This is a genomic window from Rhizobium sp. BT-226, from assembly GCF_025847085.2.
Lineage (GTDB): Bacteria > Pseudomonadota > Alphaproteobacteria > Rhizobiales > Rhizobiaceae > Rhizobium > Rhizobium sophorae.
Genome location: NZ_JAOYTI010000003.1, coordinates 232,407 through 256,464, shown reverse-complemented (window position 1 = coordinate 256,464; position 24,058 = coordinate 232,407). Strand labels below are relative to the sequence as shown.

The following is a 24,058-nucleotide window of genomic DNA, read 5'->3' as shown; positions in this document are numbered from 1 at the left end:
AGCGCCGCGCGTCTTTTCGAGAGCCGCAAAGGACGCTGTAATTTTGAATCTAGGCGACGGAGATCGCCATCCCGTCGCGCTGCGGATCGGCCGCGCCTTTCGAGATGCCGCCGTCAATCTTAATCGCGTGGACTGCGGCGAACGCATATGTCTGTGGCGACCGCGCCACCTGGTAGCCCTGCGTCCGCAACTCGTCTTCGACAGAGTGTCGAATGCGATTGCAGATGTCGATCGTGTTTGACACCCCTACGATCCTCGGCGCCGAGACGGCTTCGAGCACGGACATGTCGAAATCGATCATGTTCATCAAGCATTGCGCAACGGCCGGCGCGATATAGCTGCCGCCTGGCGCTCCGATGACGACGCTGGGCTCGTCGCCCTTGAAGACGATCGTCGGTGCCGCCGAGCTGGGACGCCGCTTGCCGGGCGCGATGGAGCCGGGCTTGCCCGGAAGCGGATTAAAGCGGCTCATCGTGCCATTATACATGAAGCCAAGTCCGTCGGTGATCGCACCCGAGGGACTGCCGAGAGTGTGGGTCATCGCGACGGCATTGCCGTCCTTGTCGATCACCGAGATGTGGGTGGTGTCGCGCTGCGAGCTATCAAGACGCGAAACACTGGCGATCTCGCCCGCCTTGATCGCGCCGGCATGCGCCTTTGCATGCTCTTTCGACAGCAGCTTTTCATAGGGCACGTCGACATAGGCGGGATCGCCCATATGCGCGTCCTTGTCGATCGTCATCCGCTTCATGGCCTCAAACAGGATGCGGACATGATCGGCGCTGCCATGCTGCAGCGAGCCGACGTCGAACTGCTCCATGATATGCAGGAGTTCTAGCATCGGGAAGCCCGAGCCTGGCGGAGGTGAGGTGGCGATGCGGTTGTCGCGGTAGCCGCCCCAAACCGGCTCTACCTTCGACAATTCGTACCGCGCCAGATCCTCCCGATCGATCAAGCCGCCATTTGCCTTGAAATCGCCGGCGATCTGTTCGGCCAGTTCGCCGTGATAGAAAATGTCCGAGCCGCCGCTTCGCGCGATACGTTCGAGGGTCTCTGCCATGTCCTTGTTGACGAGCAGGTCGCCGACATTCTTGAGCGTGCCGTCATCGTGGAAATAGACTTTCCGGCCCGTTTCAGAAAAGCGCAGCTTGTCGAGCGTGTTGGCAAAACCGTCATTCGACTGGTCCTTGGCCCAATACCAGTGCATATGGTTTCGGATCATGAAACCGTTACGGGCAAGACGGATGGCCGGCTTGATGAGATCGGCCCAGTCGAAGGTGCCGTAGTCGCGCAGCGCGGTCTCATAGCCCTTGAGCGAGCCGGGGGTGCAGACGGCAAGGTAGCCGATATCGGAAATATTGCCTTCAAGCACGTAGCCGAAGCCGTCGCGGCTCTGGTGCTTGATCTTGTCGAGCCACATGTCCGGCGCAGCCTTCAACGGCGCGCGCGCATAAAATTCGAGGATCTCGTGCACGCCCTTTTTCGGCATGTAGACATGCATGGAGCCGAAGCCGCCGATGCCGGCCATCTGCGGGTCGACCACGCCCTGGACGAAAGCACAGGCGAGTGCTGCGTCGATGGCATTGCCGCCGCGTTCGAGAACTTCCGCGCCGGCTTCAACTGCCTCCGGCTGGGGCGCCACGATCGTTGCATTTCTCATTTCGCGCGCCGCTCCTCGAGCACCTTTGCCAGGAAGGCCTTGACGTAGCCCAGAACTTTCATCCGGTCGTGAGAGACGCCCGGAACACGATCGAACGTCACATCGACACCCGCTTTGCGGAATGAGCTCGCCAAAGCGGCAAGGCGCTCGGGCCGCGTTTTGCCGGCGTCGTTGGCGCCATCCATATAATATTTGCCGCCCGGTTTATGGGTGATTTCCCAGGTCTCCAGATCGGCATCGCCGACGATCATGTGCACCGGCACCTTGGCGAGATCTTCGGGCCGGAAGGACTTGCCGAAGCGCGCCTCCAGATCCCGAATGCCGACCCACCAGTCACGCGTCGGATCCAGAAGGGTGACGGAACCAGGTGCGCCGATCGATGCCGCCCAGAGCTTTTCCGGATGCAGGATGGTGAAACGGTGCACGAAATGCCCGCCGCCGGAGAAGCCGAACATGGCGAATTTGGACCAGTCCTGGCGGTATTTGTCGGCCATCTCCGCGACCATCGCAAGGACGACCTGATCGTAGCGGATGTCGCCTTCCTCAAGAAACTTGTAGCCGGAACGCGCCCCATCGCCGAGAACGCCAACCGGGAAGATCGGGCAAAGGATGGCACAGTCATTGTAGAGCCCGAATTCGGCAAAACCGTCGCGGAAGTCGATGGCCGACGTGCGCCCGGTGCCGTGGACCGCGACCAGGAGGTCAAGCTTGCGGCCGTCTGCCGCCGTCGGCGGCACATAAAGCACCATATGGAGGCGGGGATCGGCCTGAGAGGCGAAGATGGCCGTCTGGCCATAGTCATAGATGGCCTTCGCCCGGGCGACGGCTTCGCCCGTTCCAAGTTCCTGCATGAATGTCTCCTGGGAGATGAAGAAAGGGACGGCCCTGGTGCGGCCCCATGCTGCTGTTTTAAACCGCGCCGCATCGATTGGATCGATGCGACGCACTTCAAATCTTTATTTGTCCCAAAACCGCTGCGACGTGCATTAGTCCGCCGGCTTCACGTCGTAAGCGAGCGTATATTTGTCACCGCGCGGGGTGTAGGACACGGTCTTCTTTGCACCCAGCACGACGTTTTCGTAATGCATCGGGAGAAGCCAGAGGTTGTTGAAGGTCTCGGTCGACAGTTCCTCGAGAAGGGGCGCACGTGCAGCTTCATCGAGCGTCGAACTTGCCGTGGCCAGCACCTCGTCGATCTTCGGATCGGATACGCCGCCGCCATTATATCTGCCGGTCCCCTTTTTCTCGTCGCGCGTGGCGACCAGCGCAACAGTCGGATTGGTGGTTTCGCCGGTGTTCACACCCCAGGAGCCGAAATAGGTGCTGTAGGTGCCTTTTGAATAGGCTTCAGAATACATCGACCAGGGCAGGACCTCGACTTTCGATTTGATGCCGATGCGCGTGAACATCTGGCCGACCGCCTGCAGAACTTCGGCATCCTTGACGTAACGGCCAGAGGGGCCATGCAGGGTCAGGCTGAAGCCATCGGGATAACCGGCCTCGGCCAGAAGCGCCTTGGCGGCGGCGGGATCATAGCCCACCTTCTCGACTTTGTCGGAATAGCCCGCATAGCCTTGGGTGACGAATTGGTCGGCCACCGTGCCGTTCTTCTGCATGACGCGGTCGACGATTGCCGGCCGGTTGATCGACATCAGCATTGCGCGACGCACCCGTTCATCCTTGAGCGGGTTCTTGTCGAGATCGGAGCCATCCGCAGCCTTCACGAAAGGCGAAACATCGCGGCTGACATCGAGGCCAAGATAAACGAAGCGGGAAGACAGGCCGTTGATGACTTGCAGATTATCGCTCGCTTCCACGCGTGCCATTCCATCGGCAGGAAGGGTTTCGACAATGTCGATCTCGTTGGATAGAAGCGATGCCAGACGGGCGCCGTCATCGGGCAGGAAGCGGAGCGTGACATTCGACCAGTGCGAGGGGCCAGCGAAATAGCTGTCATTGCGCTTCAAGGTCAGATTGCTGCCTGGCGAATAGGAGACGAAGGAATAGGCCCCGGTTCCGATTGCACACTTGCCGTTGTCGAAATCCTGGACCGGCGCCTCCTTGCAATCGGCGCTGATAATGCGAATTCGGCTGACGGAATTCAGCAGGATCGGATCCGGAACCTTGCTCTCGACGACGATGGTATAGGGATCCGTGGCCGTGACATTGACAATATTGCGGGTGTAAGAAGCAAAGCTCTGGCTGGGCTTGTCGCGGGCACGCAGAAGCGAAGCGATGACGTCATCGGCGTTGAACTCGCTGCCGTCATGGAATTTCACGCCCTTCCGCAGCTTGAATTCCCAGTGGGTCGGGTCGACGACCTTCCATTCGGTGGCGAGTTCCGGGGCATTTGCCGACGTTCCCGTGAGGTTTATGAGGCTGTCCCAGATATGGCGCGAGGTCGCATTGTTTGGCGCCGAACTGTCTTCATGGGGATCCAGCGTCGTTGGCGTCGTCGACATCCCGATCGTCAGCGGGGTTTCCTGTGCGGCGACCATTGCAGGAATAGCGATCGTTCCGAGCAGCCCGATCGCTGCCCGCGTCAATATTTTTGCGGCCATTTCTTCCATCCCGGTTTAGCGTTTTTGGGCCGACCTTGCTTGGTCGGTACGAGCGGGTTCCCGTCCACTCTTGACATAAATTGGTAAGGGGGCCTCAAGGGGGCTGTCAAACGGAAAACAAGCGCGTTACGATAGGCGTAACTTGAAACTATGCCAATCCTTCAGCCTTGGTCGCGGAGAAGATTCTGGTCCCATGGACAAAAGACAACCATCAAAAAGCGATATCGTGCAATCTGTTGATGTCTGCATCGACGTATTGCTGAATGTCGCCAAAAACCCGGATATCAGACTGACTGAGGTGGCGCAGAACCTTGGGGAAACCAAGCCGAGAATTTTGCGCATGTTACGCACACTGGAACGGCGCGGCCTGGTGCGGAAGAGCGATACAGGCACTTATCGGCTGGGAACGACTGCGATCATTCTCGGGACTGCTGCCTCGACACAGGTTGATCTGGTGCGAATAGCCAATCCTATTCTTGAAGAGGTCGGTCAGAAGGCGAACGAAACGACCCAGCTCAGGATCATCGACAATGGGGAATCCCTGTGCATTGCAAAGTTCGAGCCGATGCGCGACTTGCGGGTTCAGGCGATGATCGGTCGAAGGCGGCCGCTCACGGCCGGCTCGTACAAGGTGCTCCTCGCCTATCTCCACCCCCAGGTGCAGCTGCAAATGATCCCCGAGACTTTGCCGCGGCTGACCAAGCGCACGATCACGGATCGTGGCAAGTTGGTTGCTGAATTGGATAAAATCCGCCGCCAGGGATTTTGTGTGAGTTATGGTGAAGTCAGCGAGCAACTCGTCTCCGTCTCAGTGCCGGTTCTGGCATTCGACGGATCCGTGATCGCCGCGGTGAATGTCGGCGCCCCGGCCTTCCGCACGCAAAAAAGCGATGTCGACCGCTTCATCGTTCTGCTGAAGGAGGCCTCCAGCAAGATATCGGCCCGGCTGGGATGGTAGAGCTTTTCGTTCTGCGCCATATCGGACCTTGTCTCTTCGGTTCGACGCCCATCAAGGCGAGCCAACGCAGGTTGTTTCGTGCCAAGCCCGCTCTTTGAGCTAGGGGAAAAGATCGGGGAGTTCGGCGCGTGCGATGCGTCGCAATCTGACCGCTTCTGCCATGTCTATCGAGCGATAGGGAAAGCGCAAACGGGTGCCCACGGGCCCCCAATTGCCGATCGCACTTAAGAGTTTGTCGAGAGCGGCGTTCGAATAGCCAAATTCCTGGCGAAACGGGACGATATGCGCGTCCATAAACGTGCAGATGCGTCGTTCCAGATCGAGTGCGGCGTCGATATCGTTGCGCATCGAGACCGTCCAGGCCTGAGCACCGCGGGGACTAAGGCAGGCCACGTTGGAAAAAGAGCCTGCTGCCACACCTTCCTTGATGCCGGTTGCGAGGTGGTGGCCGGGGACGAAGAGCGAAAGCCCGGACAGATACCGGCGTGCCCCGGCATACCAGGAGGTATCGCCATCGGCGAGCTTGATGCCGATTACCTCAGGCACTGCCGCGCAGACCATGCCGAGCTCCTTTGGTGCCAGCACCCGTTTTGCATGCGGCGGGTTGTAGAGGATGAGCGGAATTCCGTCGGCAACCTCGGCCACTCGTTTCAGGAAGTCGACCGCTTCGGCATCGTTGAGCGGCCACCAGTCGGGCAGTATGACCTGAATGGCGCGCGGATCGAGCGCGGCCGCACGGCGGACGCGATTGAGCATGATCAGCGGGTCGGGCTGGCAGGCGCCGATGACGAACGGCATAGAGGAAGCCTTGCAGCGTTCGGCCAGCATTGCCTGGATGCTGTCGAACTCCTTCTCCGTCTGATTGTGGAATTCGCCGGCAGTGCCGTTCGAATAGATGCCGTCGACGCCGGCATCGATGAGGATGTCGATCTCTTCACCGAGCTTGTCGAATTCGATGCTGTCATCGGCTGCGATCGGCAGAAGCAGGCTCGCCCAATTTCCGCCGATGGCGGGACGCGACGTCTTCGCATTCATCTCTTGTTTCTCCGATGGATGACGGATCAGTTGAGGTCGTCGCGAATGCAGGCCTTGAAGTGGCCGGGCGCGATTTCCCGCAATTGCGGAACGGCGCCGGCGCAGGCATCGAGCGCGCTCGGACAGCGCGAGCGAAAAACACATCCGCTCGGCGGATTGGCCGGACTTGGAATATCGCCCTTCAGGATCTGCCTGTTACGGCGGGCATCCGGATCGGGCGACGGAATCGCCGAGAGCAGCGCGCGGGTATAGGGATGCTGCGGTCTCGCATAGAGATCGGCACTCGGCGCGATTTCCATGATGCGGCCGAGATAAAGCACGATCACCCGGTCGCAGATATATTCGACGACGGCAAGGTCATGTGAGATGAACAGCATGGTCAGGCCAAGCTGCTGCTGCAGGTCGCGCAGCAGGTTGATCACTTGCGCCTGGATCGATACGTCGAGCGCCGAGACCGGCTCGTCGGCGACGATGAATTCGGGAGACAAGGTCAACGCCCGGGCAATCCCGATGCGCTGGCGCTGGCCACCGGAAAATTCATGCGCGTATCGATTGATTGCGTCGGCGGGCAGGTCGACCTTTGCCAAGGCAGACCGCGCCCGTTCGAGCCTGTCGCGGGCGGTACCGATCCCCTGGATCTTCAGGCCTTCCGTCAGGATCTCGCCGATGGTCATGCGCGGCGAGAGGCTGGCGAAGGGGTCTTGGAAAATATACTGCATGCGCGGCCGTTGCCGTCTGAGCGCCGAGGCGGAAAGCGCTGTGAGTTCCGTCCCGTCGAAACGGACGCTGCCGGACGACGGCTCGACGAGGCGAAGAACGGAACGCCCGATCGTGGTCTTTCCGCTGCCGGATTCGCCGACAAGCCCGACGACTTCACCCTTGCCGATATCGAAGGAGATGCCCTGAAGAATGTTCAGCCGCGTACCGCGGGAGGTATAATGTTTCGAAAGGTCGCGGACGGAAAGCAGCGGTGCGCTCATCTAGATCTCCTGCCATCTGATGCAGCGGCTGCGATGCTGCGGATTGACCTGTTCGAGCGCGGGAACGGCAGCGCGACAGGCATCGAGGGCGAATTTGCAGCGCGGAGAAAAGGCGCAGCCGCTCGGCATGTTCATGAGGCTCGGGACCATGCCGGGAATGGCGGCAAGCTTTTCGCCGGCCAGCTTCATCCGCGCCGCATCGCCAAGGCGCGGCATGGAGGCAAGAAGGCCCATGGTATAGGGATGCTTGGGATTGCGGAAAACCTCGCCGACCGGCCCTTCTTCGACGATCCGGCCGGCATACATCACCGCGACGCGATGGGCGATTTCGGCGACGACGCCGAGATTGTGGGTGACGAAGAGCATGGCCATGCCGCGATCGCGCTGCAGCTTGAGGAGTAGGTCAAGAATCTGCGCCTGGATCGTCACGTCGAGCGCCGTGGTCGGCTCGTCGGCGATCAGCAGCGTCGGATCGCAGGCGAGCGCCATGGCAATCGTCGCGCGCTGCCGCATGCCGCCCGACAGTTCGTGCGGATATTGCCCGGCACGGCGTCGAGCGTCCGGTATGCCGACGCTTTCAAGCAACGCGACGGCTGCGTTCATCGCCGCCTTGCGATCGGCACCGCGATGGATGCGGATCGGCTCGGCGATCTGGTCGCCGATGGTGAAGACGGGATTGAGGCTCGACATCGGCTCCTGGAATATCATGCCGATGTCGTCGCCCCTGATCCTGCGCATGCTCTCTTCATCGAGGGAGACGAGATCTCTGACCACGCCGTTGCCCGTCGCAAGACGGATGCTGCCTGCGGCGATCACGCCGATGTTGCGGGTGAGCAGCCGCATGACAGACAGGCTGGTGACCGACTTGCCGGAGCCGGATTCGCCGACGAGCGCAAGCGTCTCGCCGGCGGCAACGCTGAGGTCGATATTGTTGACCGCCGTGATCTCGCCGCCGCGGATGCGGAAGATCGTTCGCAATCCTCTGATGTCGAGTACGGGTTCGGCGGTCTGGTCCATCAGCCGGCTCAGTTCAGCAGGCCGGTTGCACGCAGGATCTCGTCGATCCGCGCCGTTTCGGGATCGTTGAGAGAGGCACGCGGCCGCGGCATGACGGCGGAATCGATGATGCCGAGGCTGCGCATGGCGATCTTGAAGGCGCCGATGCCGGCGGCGCCGCCGCTGACGCGGCCCTGCGCGACCCAGACGATTTCGAACAGGCGGCAGAGGCGCTCCTGCTCCTTCCTGGCGGCGACCCAGTCGCCGCGCTGGGCAGCATCCCAAAGGCGGACATAGCCGTGCGGATCGACATTGGCGATACCGGGAACGACGCCATGGGCGCCCATCAGCAGGGCGGTGTCGACGACGATCTCGGAGCCGGTCATCAGGAAGACGTCCCTGTGCTCGGCGAGATCGAGTAGCGCATAGCGGAAGTTGCCGTCGTCGCCGCTGGAATCCTTGAGGCCGATAATCGCCCCTTCCCTGGCGAGCGTGACTACGGTCTGGCGCTGCAGCTTGACGTGAACGCAGACGGGAATGTCGTAGGCGATCAGCGGAATGTCCACCGCGTCGCGGATATAGCGGAAGTGATCGAGGATCTCGGACTGGCTGGTGACCGTATAGAATGGCGCCGTCACCACGACCGCGTCGGCGCCGGCGGCCTTTGCGACCTTCGCATGGGAGATGACACGATCCGTGGTCGGATCGATGACGCCGACGATCAGCGGCACCCGGCCATTCACCACCTTGGCCGAATGTTCGATGATTTCGCGCCGGGTCTTTTCGTCATGGAAGATCACCTCGCTCGTCGAACCGAGCACGAATACACCATGGCAGCCGGCATCGATCAGATGCTCGAGCACGCGTGTATAGGATGGGTAGTCGATGGTGAGATCCGGATTGAGCGGTGTTACGACGGGGGGGACGACACCCTTGAATTTGGTCATTTTCGCTTCTTTCGATTGTCAGTTCAGTTCGGCACGCGGGTCGAAGGCATCTCTGAGGCCATCGCCAATGAAGTTGATTGCCAGCACGGCAAGGATCAGCGCGGCGCCGGGAAAGAGCCATTGCCACGGATATTGTTCGAGCACGGCGGTTGAGCGGGCCGCATTCAGCATGTTGCCCCAGCTTGCCGCCGGCGGGGCGATGCCGAGACCAAGAAAGGATAGCCCCGCCTCGAGCAGGATGGCATTGGCGATCTGCAGCGTTGCATAGACCACGAGGATATCGATCGAGTTCGGCAGGCCGTGGCGAAAGAGCAGATGTCCGATGCCGGCGCCCATGCCGCGGGCGGCCATGACGAAGTCGCGTTCGCGCAATTCCAGCAGCCGCGAGCGGATCATGCGCGCAAGCAGCGGCCAGGAGAGCAGCGAGATGACGAGCACCGTCGGCCAGATGCCGGTGCCGGCAATCGAGGCGAGCACAAGCAGGAAGATGACGGGCGGCAGGGTCATCACCAGATCGACGAAGCGCATCGAGACGGCGTCCGTCCAGCGTCCTGCAAGCGCCGAGATTGCCCCGAAGAGAAAACCGATGACTGCCGAAAGCGCGGTCGAGGCGACGGCGACCAGCAGCGAAATTCGGCCGCCTTCGAGCACGCGCGCGAAGACGTCGCGACCGACGCCGTCGGCTCCGAACCAGTGCGTTGCCGTCGGGCCGCTATTCATCACCAGGAGATCGATGTCGTTCGGCCGGAAAGCCCACCATAGCGGATAGGAGAGGATCAGCAGCAGCATCGGAGTGGCTATGCAAACGCCGGCAACGGCTGCGCGGTTGAGCAGAAAACGACTGAAGGCGCGGGCAACTGGACCGGGGCTCCGGCGTTCGGAAGAGCGTGCCAGCATGGTCAGCCCACCTTGATGCGCGGGTCGACGACCGCATAGGTGATATCGGTCAGGAGATTGACGACGATAACGCACGCCCCGATGACGAGCGTCGCCCCCATGATGACGGGGTAGTCGCGGGTCTGCACGGCATCGACGAGCAAATGCCCCATGCCCGGCCAGTTGAAGACGCTCTCGATGAAGATGGCACCGCCGATTGCAAGCCCGATTGTGGAGCCGATCAGCGTGACGATCGGCAGAAGTGCATTGCGCAAGGCATGCTTGGTGATGACCCAGAATTCGCGCACGCCCTTGGCGCGGGCCGTGCGCACGTAATCCTGGTTCAGGACTTCGAGCAGCGAAGCGCGCATGTAACGCATGATCAATGCGGCTTGCGCGACAGACAGAAGTGCCGCCGGCAAGATCAGATGGTGGAGGAGATCGCCAACCGAGAATTCCTCGCCCGGCGTCAGCATGCCGCCTGATGGCATCCAGTGCAGGCGAACGGAGAAAATATAAAGGCCGATCAGCGCGCTGAGGAAGGCCGGGCTCGAAATGCCGGCAAGTGCCGCCACCGACAAGGAGAGATCGGCCAGCGAATTGCGTCGGACGGCGCCGATCACCCCGAAGGTGATGCCGGCGACGATGGCGAAGGCAAGTGCGGTGCCCATCAAGAGCACTGTCGGGCCAATCCGTGACAGCACCAGACTGAGAACCGGCTGATCGAGACGCTTGATCGAATAGCCGAGATTGCCGGCCAGCGCCTGCTGCAACCAGCCCAGATACTGCACCGGCAAGGGCTGATCGAGCCCGAGGCTTCTGCGCAGATCGGCAAGGTCTGAAGGCGACATCGGCAGGTTCGGATCGATATAGGCATCGATCGGATCGCCGGGTGTCAAGCGCAGCAGGAGGAAGATCAGCATGCTCAGGGCGACGAGCATGCCTATTCCTATGATCAGACGTCTGAGACTGTATTGGAGCATCGGCAATCCGTCTTATCGGGCCGTCTTGTCAGGCCGTCTTGTCAGGGTGGCCGAGGCCACCCTCAAGGCTTCGCGGAAAACGCCTATTCGGCGATCGACCATTTCTGCGGATTGGCCTGGTAGGGGCCGCCGCCCGGCGCCGGCGTCCAGACAAAGTCCTTCACCTTGGTCGAGACGATGCCGTAGCGGTTTGCCACCCAGAGCGTCGCCCAGGGTAGGTTGGTGTTCATCACCTTGCAGACATCCTGATAGGCCGCATCCCGCTTGGTGCTATCAGGCTCGGCCAAGGCACTATCGAGCGCCTTGGTGAGGTCAGGCATGCGAACCCTGGCGACGTTCGGTCCGGCCGGAGGGATCTGCTTCTCGTTGAGGCCGACATTGATGCTTCCGGCATCCGGCCCGTTCTGCAGCCCGGCATAAACCAACTGGAACTGGGCGATGTCCGGCGTCGCATTGAGCACGATGCTGTTATAGGTCGGGGCATCGACCGCGCGCGGGACGATGTTGATGCCGACCTGGGCAAGCATCGCCTGGACTGCGGCAAGTACGTTGGTCGCCAGCGGCGTGGTGTAATAGGTCAGAAGCGTGATCGGCTTGCCGCCGTTGATCTGGTCCCAGCCGGCTTCCGTCAGCAGCTGCTTTGCCTTCTCGGGATCATAGGCATAGCTGTCGATGCCCTGGGGTATCAGCTGTTCGGCGACATAGGCGCAGTTGGCGGGCTTGGCCGCACCGCCATAGAGGCTCTGGATGATGGCATCGCGATTGATCGCGTACATCACCGCCTGGCGGACGCGCACATCCTTCCAGAGCGGCGAATCGTGGTTGAAGCCGAGATAGTTGACGACGAAAGAGTTGCCTTCGATGACCTGGAAGTCCTTGTTGTCCTTGAAGGTCGGCACGTCATTGGAATCGACATAGGTGAACTGGATTTCGCCGGATCTCAGCGCCGCGATCGCTGCGGCCGGGTTGGCGAAATAGCGATTGATCACGCGTTCCAGTGCGGGTTTGCCGCCGCGATAATCGGTGTTTGCGGCAAGTTCGACATATTGATCCGAGACGTATTTGGTGAATTTGAACGGACCGGTGCCGATAGGAGCGGTCGACCACCAGGTGTTCTTCGCCAGCTGGTCGGCCGGAATCGAGGAGAGCGCATGCTCGGGCAGCATCATCACCTTGGTCATCGTGTCGGGAAAACTGCTGCTCGGGGCGCTGAGCTTGATGACAACCGTGTGCTCATCCGGCGTCTCGACGGACGATATGCCTTTCAGCCGGGCAGCGAGCACCGAGCCGGTTTTCGCATCCATAGCAAGGCCCATGGTGAACTTCGCGTCCTTGGCGGTGAACGGTTTGCCGTCATGCCATTTGGCGTCCGCCAGCTTGAACGTGTAGATCATCTGGTCGGAGCTGACCTCGTAGGAGCTTGCCAGCGCGCCGACGACCTTCTGCAGCTTCTCGTCATAGGTGATCAGCGGTTCGTAGTAGACGCTGAGCCAGGTGAAGCCGGCGGTCGCGGCGAGCGGATTGAAGTTCCCCTGGAAGCCTCCGGGGCCGACATCGAAGCCGCCCGACAGCGTGGCTGCCTGCGCCTGGTTTGCAACGCCGGAAACGACAAGAGCCGGAACGGCAGCCGTCGACAGCAGGGCGCCAAGCGCAATAACGGATAATCTAGACAGTCTTTTCATGTGTTCCTCCCACGTTTGAACTTGTCTTGTTGTTGGCAATCACTCGGGCAATGCCCTCGTAGTGACGATCCAGGCGTCTGCGCGCCTCCTCCGGATCTTTTGCCTCGATCGCATCGACGATCGCGGCATGGTCGCGCCACGTCGCCATCGGATCGGCATTTTCAAGATTGACGAAGTCGGATGCCTTGTAGAAGGCGAGCCAGAAGACATCGATCAGCCGCACGAGCGTTTCATTGTCCTGGCAGCGAAACAGCAGTCGATGGAACAGCTGGTCGTCTTCCGCGAAGGTTTCGCCCCGCTCGGCATGGGCGCGCATTCGATTGACGGTGGAGTGCAATTCGGCAATGTCCTCCTCGCCGATCACGTCGATCGTTTTGCCGATCAATCCCACTTCCAGCGTGCGCCGGATTTCAAGCACCTCCTCGATCTGTCGCAGGGCGCCGCCGAGGCCGTAAGCGAGGTTGTCGAGAAGCGGCTCGAAGGAAAAGGCCTTCACGAAGATGCCGACGCCGCGTCGCGTCTCCAGCACGCCGAGCGATTCCAAAGCCTTGATGCCTTCCCTCAGCGAATTGCGGCTGACGCCGAGCTGGGTGGCAAGCTCTCCTTCCGCCGGAAGCAAGGTTCCCGGCGCAAGACCATTGTCGTCGATATAGGCGCGCAGACTTTCCTGTACGGAGACATGCAAGAGCGGAGCGCGCGTCAGCGGCTTCATCGATTTCAATGTCATGCCCGGTCACTTTCCCGCATCGCCGATAAGATACTCCTTACATATCGACTTGTAGGATATCTGTCAAATGGTCAGGTTGGGATAACTGACGTCGAGCCGGCTTGCAGCCGGTTGAGGCGCTCGTTTTTGGGGTCAGTAAAACGGGCAACAGCTAGTCGGAGGCTTCATCGGCCTCTGGACTATGGACTATGGAACATAACGCAGTTGCGGCCGGTCTTTTTGGCAAGGTAGAGCGCCGCATCCGCTTGGCGCTGCATATGCTCTGCCGACACGAGTTCACTGTTTTGCATCAATATCGCTATTCCGATGCTGACAGTGACCCAGGGGCCGACGCGGGAGGTAGGATTGGGAAGAGACGCAGCTTCTACTCGGCTGCGAATTCTCTCAGCGACCACCCCGGCCTCTTGTTCATCAGAGCCAGGGAGAAAGACGAGAAACTCTTCGCCTCCGTACCGGGCGACCTGGTCCCGCTCGTCTCTCATGCAGCTCTGAATGATGCCGGCAACTTTCACCAGGCAGCGGTCGCCTTCGGCATGTCCGAGATTATCGTTGAGATGTTTGAAGTCGTCGACATCGCACATCAGCATCGCCGCGCCGCTCGTTCGTTTAAGGTCCTCGTTCCAGAAATGATTTAGCGTTTCCATCATCGAACGCCGGTTGGCGACACCGGTCAACGGGTCGGTCCGTGCCAGCAATTCCAGCTGTGAGTTGGCATCGGTAAGCTCCGCGAGGCGACTTCGATCTCGCAGCTCGAGCAAGAAAGTCTTCTGAGCGAAGATGGTTGCGGTGCGTCGGGCAACGACGGTTGCAGCCACGCCGCTGGCGAAAAACAGCGTCCCGGCCAGAGCACTCCCCACTTCGATGCCCGGATTGCGCAGTTGAAACACAAGGTAGATACCGAGGGCAGCAGCACCGATCGCCATCGCCCAACCGAGTGGAACGGGAAATATGATAATGGCAGTGACGGCCACAAAAAGCATGATGGTCAAATGCCGCTCATAAAACTCGCCACCGGTGTTAACACCCACCAAGGCGACCGACAGGAGGATGAGAAAAACGGCTGAGAGGAGGAAAACTCCCTGCACCCACAAAGCATGCGGGCGCAGGAAGGCTATCGCGGCGATAAGAGCTGCGGGGGGAAGGATAGATGCTGGCCAAAGCATCGACATGACGGTTTCGGTCGGAAGCAAGATCGCGTTGAGGCCCAACGTCAGGACGTCGAGCACGATAACCCAAACCATCCAGGCGCGGATGATCTTGGCAGTCCGCGGCCAGGAGCGTTCGCCAAAAAGCCGGGCCAGTTCCCCATTGAGGCGGATATCACGCGTACGTCCACCGAGCAGGCGCTCGACTTGCTCGACGATGGCCGGGCTCAACCTCTGGAGAGGTTTCCGCGAAGACGCCCTTACCGGTTTGATAGGAGCTGTGGTTCGCTCGGTATCCATGTGTCGGATCTAGGGAGCAGACGACCGGAGACAAGGCGAGCCGCGAATTCCGCCCCCAAAGACGATATGCTTGCCCTAATGATTTTGTACCAGGGGACGACAGTATGTCGTTAACGTGTCATATCGGGCCAAAGTCTCGCTCGCGCCAGGCCGAATTCTCGGCTCGATTTTTCATGGCGATCACCTTTCGGTCGGTAGACCGACGCGTGATTTGCCCTCCGGTCAGAGCCGGATAGCAAGCGCTCGACGTGACGTCTCGTTTCCGAGTGACCGCCGCTCACGCCGTGACCTGATTTCGCAGCCGGCCCTCGTCGAGCAGGATCTTGACCGTCTGCGCCGCGTTGTGGCGCATCTCGATGGCCGCATGATCGGAGTAGAAGGCATTGTGCGGCGTTATCACCAGCCGCCCCTCAAGCCAGTCACTCCTATCGCGCCATGCCGTCAGCAGCGGATGCTCGCGCGGCGGCTCCTGCGCCAGTGTGTCGATTGCCGCCGCTGCGAGATGGCCATTTCGCAGTGTGGCTTCGAGCGCATCGAGATCGTCGAGCAGCTCTCCGCGCGCGGTGTTGACCAGGATGGCTCCGCGCTTGAGCCGGGAAAGTCCATCCGCGTTTAGAATGCCGCGCGTCTGGTCGTTTGCCGGGCAATGCAAGGTGACGATATCCGCCTGGGCGAAGAGGTCATCAAGCCGGTTGGCGCGTTCATAGCCGATCGCCTTCTCATGGCCGGGCGGCTGGCCCGGATCATAACCCAGGATGCGGAATCCAAACGGCTTCAGGCGGTTCACCACCGCTGTGCCGATCCGCCCGACGCCGACAACACCCACCGCGGTCCGGTTCGAGCGGCTGAGCGGCTTGAGGCTATGGACCTGCCATCCGGATGTATAGCCACGGGCGCGGGCATCATGCTCCCAGAGTCGCCGGTGCAGCGACAGGATCATCGCCACGGCGTGGTCGGCGACTTCCTCGGTGCCGTAATCGGGATTGTTGGCGAACGGGATGCCTGCATCAGCCAGTGCCGAAAGGTCGATCTTCTCATAGCCGACACCATAGCGCACGACGCCCCTGCAGCGTGAAAGATGGGCGATGCTGCGCGACCCGAGGCGCGCGCCCCAGACTATCAGGGCATCGAGCCTCGCTAATCGATCTGGATCGAAAGATGCTTCGTCGGTGCTGGCGAAGAACTCGATCTCGACATCGTCGCCGAGCACTTCGGCCTCGAGATCGGGGGCGCCGAACATGTGATCGGTGATGCCGACGACGTATTTTTTTGGTGCAGTCATTTTTTGCCGACCGACTGCTTATTCCGCGGCAATCGCGTCTGCAGTCGAGCGCGCCTTCACAAGAACGGAGGCTTCTGCCAGCGCCTGGTTTACGCGACCGAGAATAGCCGTTGACGGAATGCCATCGGTGAAATCGCGGCTCGAGGCGTAGATTGCCGTCGGCAGAACAAAGGCCTCGAAAAAAGCAAACAGCGGGCGAAGTTGATGCTCGACAACGAGAGAGTGTCGATCGCCCCCGCCGGTTGCCGTCAGGATGACGGGTTTGCCGCGCAAGTCTGCCGGATCGAGTAGATCGAAGACATGCTTGAACAGGCCCGTATAGCTCCCTTTGTAGGTTGGCGAGCCGATGACGAGCGCTTCTGCCTCGATGATTGTTTGGATCACCTTTCTCGCGGCAGAATCGAGGTCCGCGACCGATCTTGCGGCCGCCAGCGAGGTGCCGAGGTCTTCGACGTCGAACACCGCATGCTGCAGGCCGGCCTGTTTCGCCAGCGATTCCGTAACACTCTCCACGAAGCGCCTGGTGCTGGACGGGCGGGAGAGATTGCCCGAAAAGCCGACGATCAGATCGTTGCTCATCTAAATTCCTTTCGCGAGTTCGCCTCGATCATGCGAGGGAGGAGGGAGGTCATCGGGCGAGGCGCTCTGTTTTGCTATGCAGTTTTGAGGACCGTCAGCCCTGCCGGATAGCTCGAGCGGGCAGTTTCCTCTCGGTTCCATCGATCAAAGGCGGCACGGCCCAAGATCGAAATGGATGTATCTTCCTGCGGCGCGTGGACAAGCACGGATTGGATATCCCTGAAATGCCGTTCAAGCCCCAGGTCGGCGCTAAGACCCGGATTGCCGATGCAACGCACCGCGATCTGCACGGCTTCGCGCAGTTGCCGGCCTGCGATCAGCCGAGCCCTTATCATCTTTTCCGCATCGCCATGGTTGGCCTCGAGCGCGCCGAAAATGATCTGCCGGGCGCCGGAAACGAGTAGGTCGATTTCACCCGAGAGCGTCACGAACCGCTCCGTGCGAGCAATGGGATGGCCCAAATTGGCAGGCACGCGCTCATGCGCGAAGCGGATGAAGGCCGCTTGCGCGGCCTCGGCCGCGCCGAGATAGATCGCGGTCAGTGCCAAGGTCATCGCCGCGTGGGCGCGATTGTCCTGCTGGGCAACCGACGGATCGACGAGTTCCAGCACGTTTTCGGCTGGGATCTCGACGTCGGTATATTCGACGTCGTGCGAACCTGTGGCGCGCATGCCCAGGCTGTTCCAGTTCTCGATCACGTGGATGCCGGGCAATCCATTCGGCACGACGAATGTTCCGACGCGAGCAGGCGTTTCATCGGTATGCGCCCAGACAAGGAAATGCGTAAGACCGTATGCGCCGGTGACGAAGCGCTTGCGCCCGGTGATCGACCAGCCGCTTGCGGTGCGGCGGGCGATCGTCGCGGGGAGGCCGCCGCGCGCAGGGGACCCCAGTTCCGGCTCGACGCGTGCGGCGTTGAGCAACAGCGGTTTCTGCTTTGCCTCTGCCAGCAGGTGCCGGTACAGATCATCAGGCCAATGGTTCTTTGCGGCTTGGCCGAGATGATTGAAGATCGTCATGGCGCTGATCAGCGCTACCGAGGGATCACCCCGTCCCAGCGCCGCCAGAATGTGGGCCGCATCAGCCAGCGTCGCGCCTTGACCGCCATAGCGGGTTGCAACGGTGCTCTCTAGGAGGCCGCTCTGATGAACGGCCCGGATACCGGTCCAGGGAAATTGACCGGTTCGATCCGCATCCGGTGCGGCGTCCGCGATAACGCGCACGGTTTCATCTGGAACGATTGTATCATGGGACATGCGGGTCGACGCTTTCTGGCTGTTAAGGCAGTCCTATCCCTAGGCAAAGGACGAGCAGATCCGGCTGCGTTGAGAAAAAGGGGACGTGCAGTCCGGCGCTCGGGCCGGACTGCATGCATCACGCAGCACTCTTCTTCTTATTCGCCTCTTCCCGTTCGCGAATGCCTTCACGCACGAGCGGAAGGATGTAGCGGCCGTAGTCGACCGCATCATTGTAATTGTCATAGCCGCGGATCGAGATCAGATCGCAGCCAAGATCGATGTAGTCGAGGATGGAATCTGCAATGGTGCGCGGCGAACCCACCAGCGCGGTGGTGGCGCCGCCGGCATTGGTCGCGGTCACCGTCGGATACCATAGAGCGCGGTCATGCACGTCACCGCGTGCCGCGATGTCCAGCAGCCGCTGCGAGCCGACATTGGCCGGACGTGCCGCATTGAGCGGCGCACGTGCCAAGCCTTTCTGGCGGTTTTCGTTCAGCTGGTCGAGCACTCTATGCGCCTTCTGCCATGCCAACTCGTCGGTTTCCGCCACGATCGGCCGGAAGGTAACCCATATGCGCGGGCGATCCGCCCGACCTGCCTTTGCCGCTTCCGCGTAGATCCGTTCGATCTGCTGCTTTGTTTCTGCAAGCGGCTCGCCCCAGAGCCCGAAAATGTCGCCCAGTGCCCCCCCGATGCGATACGCGGCATCCGAAGAACCGCCGACCGAAATCGGGATCAGGCCGTTGGTGGGACGCACTGCGCTGCGAAATTGCTTGAACTGGTAGTATTTGCCGTCGAAATCGAAAGGTTCTTTGGACGTCCAGGCCAGACGCAGGATCCGGATGTATTCTTCCTGCCGCTCGTAGCGCTCCTCTTTGTCGAGGAAGTCGCCTTCGCGGGCCTGCTCTTCGTCGCTGCCGCCTGCAATGAAGTGAACGACGACCCGCCCGCCGCTCAACTGATCGAGTGTTGCAAGCGATTTGGCTGCGACCGTCGGGTAGACGGTGTTCGGGCGCAAAGCCACGATGATCTTGATATGCTTCGTGTGTGCCAGGACCGTGGCGCCGAGCGTGAAGGGATCGAAGGAGGAGGAGGAATAGGGGATCAGCGTGTAGTTGAAACCATAGTCATCGAGGGCGCGTGCATAGCGCTCCAGGAAACGAGGATCCACTGGCGCGTCGGGAATGGGATTGAGGTCGTTCGACTCGTTGGGAAAGCTGACGCTAATGAATTCCGCGGACATGTGAGCTCCTTCAGGTTGCAGACCATTGCATTGACGTTAAGGCGCGGCAGCGCCGCGAGGAAGACAGGTCATTCTCTTTCTATCGATTTTATAGAAAATATTCGCTATCGCGACGGATGGAGTAGGACCCGCTCCCCGTCATGGCGTTGACGCAGGCCGTCTCCAACGGTGCTGGTATCGAGCCGCCTGTGCATGGGTTACGAGGCCGGCGACCAGCCAAGTCCTGGAGCGACTGTCTCGGCCAGATCGGTCAGCAACCTTATGTTCTCGGCGAGGCCGAAGCCGGGTGGCAGAAAGAGCACGACCTCGTCCGCGGCGGCGATGCCCGGATCATTGAATACGGCCTCGATCACTTGATCGGGCGTGCCTTGGAAGACAGGCGAAATCTGAACGCCGGCTGGCTGGCTGGCAGGTGCGAGGGCACCTTTGGGACGCGACGCGGCAATTCCCTGAGTGCGACGTTCGAGGTCATAGGCAGCGTATTTCTCTCGAAGTTCGGCGGTGGTCCCAACCAGGATGGATGCGGCGACGGCGACCGGTGGCGGTTCCGTTGCCCACGTCCTGCGCCAGGTGGCGCGGAACGCCTTGATAATGCGAGCCTGGTACTGCCCGAAAGTCTCGCCCTCGGCCTGGTCGTGCTGCACGGTTCCCGAGATTAGCCCGATCCCGAGTTCGGCTGCCTGCACCGCCGAGCTCAGGCTGGCCGAACCTTGTCGAATGCGGGAGCGCAGGGTCGGGCTATGCGGCGTCACACGCAATTCCGCACCTTGCGGAGCGCCCTGGCCCGGCGAAACGACAGTATGGAGGACTTCGCCTGCGATCGCTGAGAGGAAGCGTGCCTGGCGGCGTTTGGCTTCCGTCCGGGCGTCGGTGTCGACCGTACCGAACACAGCGTCGAACGCCGCGTTGGCACCGGTCGAGATGGCAAGCTCCAGCCGGCCATCGATTAGCAAGTCCGTCGTACCGGCCGCTTCGGCGAGCAGGATCGGATCCTGATAGCGCATTGGGATGACCGCCGACCCCAGATTGATACGCTTGGTGTGCTGACCGGCCGCGGCGAAGAACGGAAGCGGTGAGGAGAGGTAATGGTCGAAGTGTCGCTGATAGGCCCATCCCGACTGGTAACCCAGCCGCTCTGCTTCCTTGAACAACTCGATCCCGTCGCGCAGACCTTGCGCCGGTCCGGTCTCGTCGTTGAACGATACCCTGGTGTTGAAACCGAGCCGCTGCTTTGGGCGGAACGACGCGGGCTGAGGATTTACAGGCGCAGCGATGGTCATGCGATCCTTTCCTCGTTGAAAATCCGCCGAGGTTGCGGGTGTGGCGCGCGGGCGATACCAGCGGCGCCCGATGGGATCGATTCCAGCAGCGACCGAGTATAGGGCTGCTGGGGGTTTCCGAAGATGTCGGTGACGGTCCCATGTTCGACGATGCGTCCGCGCTGCATCACCGAGACGGTGTGGGCGAGCTGGCGAACCAGGGCCAGATCGTGGGAGACGAATACATAGGTCAAGCCAAGCTTGGCCTGCAGCGAAAGCAGCACCTCGACGATATCGGCCTGGACGCTGACGTCGAGCGCGGAAGTGGGCTCATCCAGCACGATCACATCAGGCTTGAGGACCAGCGCTCGGGCGATTGCGACGCGCTGGCGCTGGCCACCGGACAAGGCTTCCGGCTTGCGCAAAAGCAGGTGCTCGCCGAGTCCGACATTATCAAGCGCTTCGCGGACTCGTGCGGTCCGCTCTTCGCGGGTTCCGATCTTGAACCGGTCGAGCGGTTCGCGCACCAGCTGCTCGACTTTCCAGGTTGGGTCCAGTGAGGTGAACGGATTCTGATAGACGAGCTGAAGGTGGCGCCATACCGCGCGCAGCGACTCGTGCGAACGACCGTGGAGCTGCTCGCCGGCGACCGCGATCGTGCCGATGTCGGGTTGTTCGAGCCCAAGCAGCAGCCGGATTGCCGTCGTCTTGCCCGAACCGGATTCGCCGACCAGCGCGTGCGTGGTGCCAGCCTGGACGGCAAACGACACGTCGTTGACGGCCGTCAGAACTTTGCCGTCCACCGTGAAAGTCTTGGTGACGCCGCTAACCTCGATCTTCGGTGCCTTGTCGGCTTTGGTCCCCAGAAAACGGAAGGCGGGGTCGCGCAGTGCACGGTAGCGATCGGGGTTGAGGGCGGGGACATCGGCGTGCAGCTTCCTGGCATATGCCGAGGCGGGCGCGGAGAAGACGGAAGCGGTGCTGCCGGCTTCCTGGACGACGCCGTCCTTGAGGACCACCAGTGCATCGGCCCGCTCGGCGGCGATCGCCAGATCGTGGGTGATGAGAAGCAAGCTGATATCCAGCTCGTGCTGTAACTTGGAAAGCAGGTCGAGGATGCGTTTCTGGATCGTGACGTCGAGCGCGGAGGTCGGCTCGTCCGCGACCAGCAGCAACGGGCGTGGAAGAACCGCAAGGCCGATCAACACGCGCTGCAGCATGCCGCCGGACAGTTGGTGCGGGTAGGAGTCGTAAACGCGTTGGGGGTTGTCGAGCCCGACCTGGGCGAAGGTTTCCAGGATGAGCGTTTTGCGGATTGCTTTGTTGGGCTCGTCGATGAGCGCGGCCGCCTCCATCGCCTGGGCGCCGATCGTCCGGACGGGGTTGAGCGAATTGCCGGGGTCTTGCGGCACGAACCCGATAGCGCGTCCTCGCAGCGGCCGGAAACGACGTTCCGAGAGCCCCAGCACCTCCTGGCCGTCGAACTCGACGCAGCCGGTCGCGCGTCCACCCGTGGGGAGCAGTCGCAACACCGCGCGAGCGATCGTTGATTTGCCCGACCCCGACTCTCCGATGAGGGCAAGGCTCTTGCCGCGGCCGAGTTCAAACCCGACGTCGCTGACGACTTCCTGCTGTCCGTAGGAAACCGATAGCCCGTCGATCCGAAGCAGGGGGGCCGATTGCGGGAGCGCCGATCCGGTGGCGTCAATACGGGCGAAAAGCTCAGTCAGTCTGTCTTGCGAAGCCATCGGCTGATCCTGTTCACGGAGAGGACGGTTGCGATCGTAACGAATGCGGGCGCGTAAACGAGCCACGGCCATTTGAGGTAATCCTTGCCGATTGAGATCAGCAGGCCCCAGTCGGAGGCGGGCGGCGGGTCGCCGTAGCCGAGGAAAGCAAGGCTGGCGATCACCAGGATCGAGTCGCCGAACTGCAGCACAGCAAGCGGCAGCACCGAGCGCGACGCGTTCGGCAGCACGTGGCGCCACAGGATGTGCCAGCGCGATCCGCCGAGCAGAAAGGACGATTCGACGAATGTCGCCTGCCGGGTCTTGATGACCTCCGAGCGCATCACCCGGGCGAAGAGGGCCACCGCCGAAACGCCGGTTGCGATGGCGGCGTTCGTGGTGTCGAAGCCGATCGCGGTGACGACGATGACGGCGAGCAAGAATTTTGGAATCGCAAGCAGCACGTCGACCAGGCGCGCAAACAGGGTGTCCACCCAGCCGCCGAAGAAGCCGGCCAAAAGGCCGATGAGGCCACCGGCGAAAACGCCGATGACCACGGCGATCAGTGCACTGGCGACCGAAGAGGCTGTGCCATAGACAACGCGGGTATAAAGGTCGCGGCCGAGGTGATCGGTGCCGAACCAGTGCGCCGCACTGGGGCCTAGCAGCTTCTGAGCGGGAACGCCGTTGACCGGGTCATAGCTCGTGAACAGGCTCGGGGCGAGCGACCAGGCGATCGCCAGCGCGACGATTGCGAAAGAGAGCGCGACGACCGGCGGCACGCGGAAGGCTGTCAGCCGCCCGATCGCGGTGACGCGCGAGGTAGAGTAGGTGGAGGCGAGGGTCATGAGGTCACCGCCTTGGAAATGCCGACGGAACTTTCGTCAGCTGTGGTTGGACGACGCTCGGGAGTGCCGAGGAGTTTGACGCGCGGGTCGAGCAGCGGGTAGGCAAGATCGGCGATCAGGTTGACGACCACGAAGACCACCGCTGCCAGCGAGACGACCGCTTGAAGCACGGGCAGGTCCTGAGTGCTCACCGACCGCTGCACCAGGCTGCCGAGACCGGTGCGTCCGAATACCGTCTCGGTGATCAGCGAGCCGCCAAGCAGTTCGCCGATGGTAAGCGCGATGACGGTGATGACCGGCAGCGACGATGGCTTGAGCAGGTGTTTGGCGAACAGGCGCATTTGCCCGAGGCCACGACCCCGCGCGACGGCGGCGTATTCCTGGCCGGACTCATGATCGAGGTTGGCGATGAGCACTTCGGCGATTTGCGCAGAGATGGGGATGCCGAGCGCGATGGCAGCGAAAAGAGTCGCCCAGAAGCTGTCGGGCTCGATCACCCGAAAGACGCCGAGCTGGAAACCGAAGAGGTGGATCAGCACCAGGCCGATCACGAAGTTTGGCACCGACAGGAACAATGACGGGAAGCCCCGCAGCAAGCCTTGGCCAAAGTGTTTTGGAAGAAACTGCGTGCCATAGGCGATCACCGCCGCGAGCAGCAGTGCTACTGCGAGGCCTGCGGAAGCAAGGACCAATGTCGACGGCAGCACCTCGGCGATCAGGGTCGACACGGGCCGGTTGGTCCGCATCGACAGGCCCAGATCGCCGGTCACGAAGCCGGAAAAGGATGTCCATAGCTGGACCGGGATCGGCTTATCCAGGCCCTGGGCGGCGATGATCTCCTTGATCTCCTCCTGCGTGAACCCATTCTGCGGATTGTTCAGGACATTGGTGATCGGGTCGCCGGGCAGGGTGCTGACAACGACGAAGGTGAAGACATAAGCCAGCAGGATCACGACGATCGCCTGCACGAGGCGTTTTGCGGCGTAGTTTAGGTAGGCTTTGCTCATACCGTCACCTTCTTACCTTGCTCGG

General features: G+C 61.3%; 21 protein-coding genes. 1 reads left to right on the top strand and 20 read right to left on the bottom strand.

The window, feature by feature from the left end; genetic code table 11:
- Positions 1–49: 49 nt before the first annotated feature.
- The 3 genes from ggt to OIU37_RS20695 form a co-directional block, all read right to left on the bottom strand.
- The gene (gene ggt / locus OIU37_RS20705; protein ID WP_264258562.1) at positions 50–1,660 is read right to left on the bottom strand and encodes a gamma-glutamyltransferase; all 1,611 of its coding nucleotides are present in this window, start codon (positions 1,658–1,660) and stop codon (positions 50–52) included.
- Positions 1,657–2,511: a hydrolase gene (locus tag OIU37_RS20700; RefSeq protein ID WP_097581160.1), complete on the bottom strand. Its 855-nt coding sequence runs from the start codon at positions 2,509–2,511 to the stop codon at positions 1,657–1,659. The genes ggt and OIU37_RS20700 overlap by 4 nt, the downstream gene beginning before the upstream one ends.
- A 135-nt stretch (positions 2,512–2,646) precedes the next feature.
- Complete coding sequence (locus OIU37_RS20695) at positions 2,647–4,221, bottom strand: ABC transporter substrate-binding protein (protein ID WP_264258561.1); 1,575 nt, start codon at positions 4,219–4,221, stop codon at positions 2,647–2,649.
- 193 nt (positions 4,222–4,414) lie between these two features.
- Between OIU37_RS20695 and OIU37_RS20690 the strand changes: the two genes are divergently transcribed.
- Positions 4,415–5,179 carry an IclR family transcriptional regulator gene (locus OIU37_RS20690; RefSeq protein ID WP_003550543.1) on the top strand — a complete coding sequence of 255 codons (765 nt, stop codon included), beginning with the start codon at positions 4,415–4,417 and terminating at the stop codon, positions 5,177–5,179.
- A 99-nt stretch (positions 5,180–5,278) separates the two neighbouring features.
- Here OIU37_RS20690 and OIU37_RS20685 read toward each other — a convergent pair whose 3' ends face one another.
- The 17 genes from OIU37_RS20685 to OIU37_RS20605 all read right to left on the bottom strand — a co-directional run bounded on the left by OIU37_RS20685 (position 5,279) and on the right by OIU37_RS20605 (position 24,033).
- Positions 5,279–6,214 (bottom strand): dihydrodipicolinate synthase family protein, encoded by a 936-nt coding sequence (locus tag OIU37_RS20685; RefSeq protein WP_182207905.1) that lies wholly within the window; start codon positions 6,212–6,214, stop codon positions 5,279–5,281.
- A 26-nt stretch (positions 6,215–6,240) separates the two neighbouring features.
- The gene (locus OIU37_RS20680; protein ID WP_264258560.1) at positions 6,241–7,194 is read right to left on the bottom strand and encodes an ABC transporter ATP-binding protein; all 954 of its coding nucleotides are present in this window, start codon (positions 7,192–7,194) and stop codon (positions 6,241–6,243) included.
- The gene (locus OIU37_RS20675; RefSeq protein ID WP_264258559.1) at positions 7,195–8,211 is read right to left on the bottom strand and encodes an ABC transporter ATP-binding protein; all 1,017 of its coding nucleotides are present in this window, start codon (positions 8,209–8,211) and stop codon (positions 7,195–7,197) included.
- An 8-nt stretch (positions 8,212–8,219) separates the two neighbouring features.
- Positions 8,220–9,137 carry a dihydrodipicolinate synthase family protein gene (locus OIU37_RS20670; RefSeq protein WP_264258558.1) on the bottom strand — a complete coding sequence of 306 codons (918 nt, stop codon included), beginning with the start codon at positions 9,135–9,137 and terminating at the stop codon, positions 8,220–8,222.
- An 18-nt stretch (positions 9,138–9,155) separates the two neighbouring features.
- Positions 9,156–10,034, bottom strand: coding sequence for an ABC transporter permease (locus tag OIU37_RS20665; RefSeq protein ID WP_264258557.1), 879 nt, complete (start codon positions 10,032–10,034; stop codon positions 9,156–9,158).
- 2 nt (positions 10,035–10,036) lie between these two features.
- Complete coding sequence (locus OIU37_RS20660) at positions 10,037–10,996, bottom strand: ABC transporter permease (protein ID WP_264258556.1); 960 nt, start codon at positions 10,994–10,996, stop codon at positions 10,037–10,039.
- A gap of 83 nt (positions 10,997–11,079) precedes the next feature.
- Positions 11,080–12,678 carry an ABC transporter substrate-binding protein gene (locus OIU37_RS20655; protein ID WP_264258555.1) on the bottom strand — a complete coding sequence of 533 codons (1,599 nt, stop codon included), beginning with the start codon at positions 12,676–12,678 and terminating at the stop codon, positions 11,080–11,082.
- Positions 12,662–13,405, bottom strand: a complete 744-nt coding sequence (locus OIU37_RS20650) for a FadR/GntR family transcriptional regulator (protein WP_171603271.1) — start codon at positions 13,403–13,405, stop codon at positions 12,662–12,664. Before OIU37_RS20650 ends, OIU37_RS20655 begins: the two co-directional genes overlap by 17 nt.
- Positions 13,406–13,584: 179 nt before the next feature.
- On the bottom strand, positions 13,585–14,850 hold the full coding sequence (locus OIU37_RS20645; protein WP_180695844.1) for a GGDEF domain-containing protein: 1,266 nt from the start codon (positions 14,848–14,850) through the stop codon (positions 13,585–13,587).
- Positions 14,851–15,127: 277 nt separating this feature from the next.
- On the bottom strand, positions 15,128–16,132 hold the full coding sequence (locus OIU37_RS20640) for a C-terminal binding protein (protein WP_180695845.1): 1,005 nt from the start codon (positions 16,130–16,132) through the stop codon (positions 15,128–15,130).
- Between the two features lie 18 nt (positions 16,133–16,150).
- Positions 16,151–16,711 carry an FMN reductase gene (gene msuE, locus OIU37_RS20635; RefSeq protein WP_171603268.1) on the bottom strand — a complete coding sequence of 187 codons (561 nt, stop codon included), beginning with the start codon at positions 16,709–16,711 and terminating at the stop codon, positions 16,151–16,153.
- 74 nt (positions 16,712–16,785) lie between these two features.
- Positions 16,786–17,967: an acyl-CoA dehydrogenase family protein gene (locus OIU37_RS20630; RefSeq protein WP_264258554.1), complete on the bottom strand. Its 1,182-nt coding sequence runs from the start codon at positions 17,965–17,967 to the stop codon at positions 16,786–16,788.
- Positions 17,968–18,085: 118 nt separating this feature from the next.
- Positions 18,086–19,192 (bottom strand): LLM class flavin-dependent oxidoreductase, encoded by a 1,107-nt coding sequence (locus OIU37_RS20625; RefSeq protein ID WP_180695848.1) that lies wholly within the window; start codon positions 19,190–19,192, stop codon positions 18,086–18,088.
- Positions 19,193–19,389: 197 nt separating this feature from the next.
- Positions 19,390–20,472 (bottom strand): LLM class flavin-dependent oxidoreductase, encoded by a 1,083-nt coding sequence (locus tag OIU37_RS20620; RefSeq protein ID WP_171603265.1) that lies wholly within the window; start codon positions 20,470–20,472, stop codon positions 19,390–19,392.
- Positions 20,469–22,199 (bottom strand): ABC transporter ATP-binding protein, encoded by a 1,731-nt coding sequence (locus OIU37_RS20615; RefSeq protein WP_171603264.1) that lies wholly within the window; start codon positions 22,197–22,199, stop codon positions 20,469–20,471. Before OIU37_RS20615 ends, OIU37_RS20620 begins: the two co-directional genes overlap by 4 nt.
- The gene (locus tag OIU37_RS20610; protein WP_171603263.1) at positions 22,178–23,026 is read right to left on the bottom strand and encodes an ABC transporter permease; all 849 of its coding nucleotides are present in this window, start codon (positions 23,024–23,026) and stop codon (positions 22,178–22,180) included. Before OIU37_RS20610 ends, OIU37_RS20615 begins: the two co-directional genes overlap by 22 nt.
- Entirely contained in the window at positions 23,023–24,033 is a 1,011-nt protein-coding gene (locus tag OIU37_RS20605) for an ABC transporter permease (RefSeq protein ID WP_180695849.1), read from the bottom strand. The genes OIU37_RS20610 and OIU37_RS20605 overlap by 4 nt, the downstream gene beginning before the upstream one ends.
- Between the last annotated feature and the right edge of the window lie 25 nt (positions 24,034–24,058).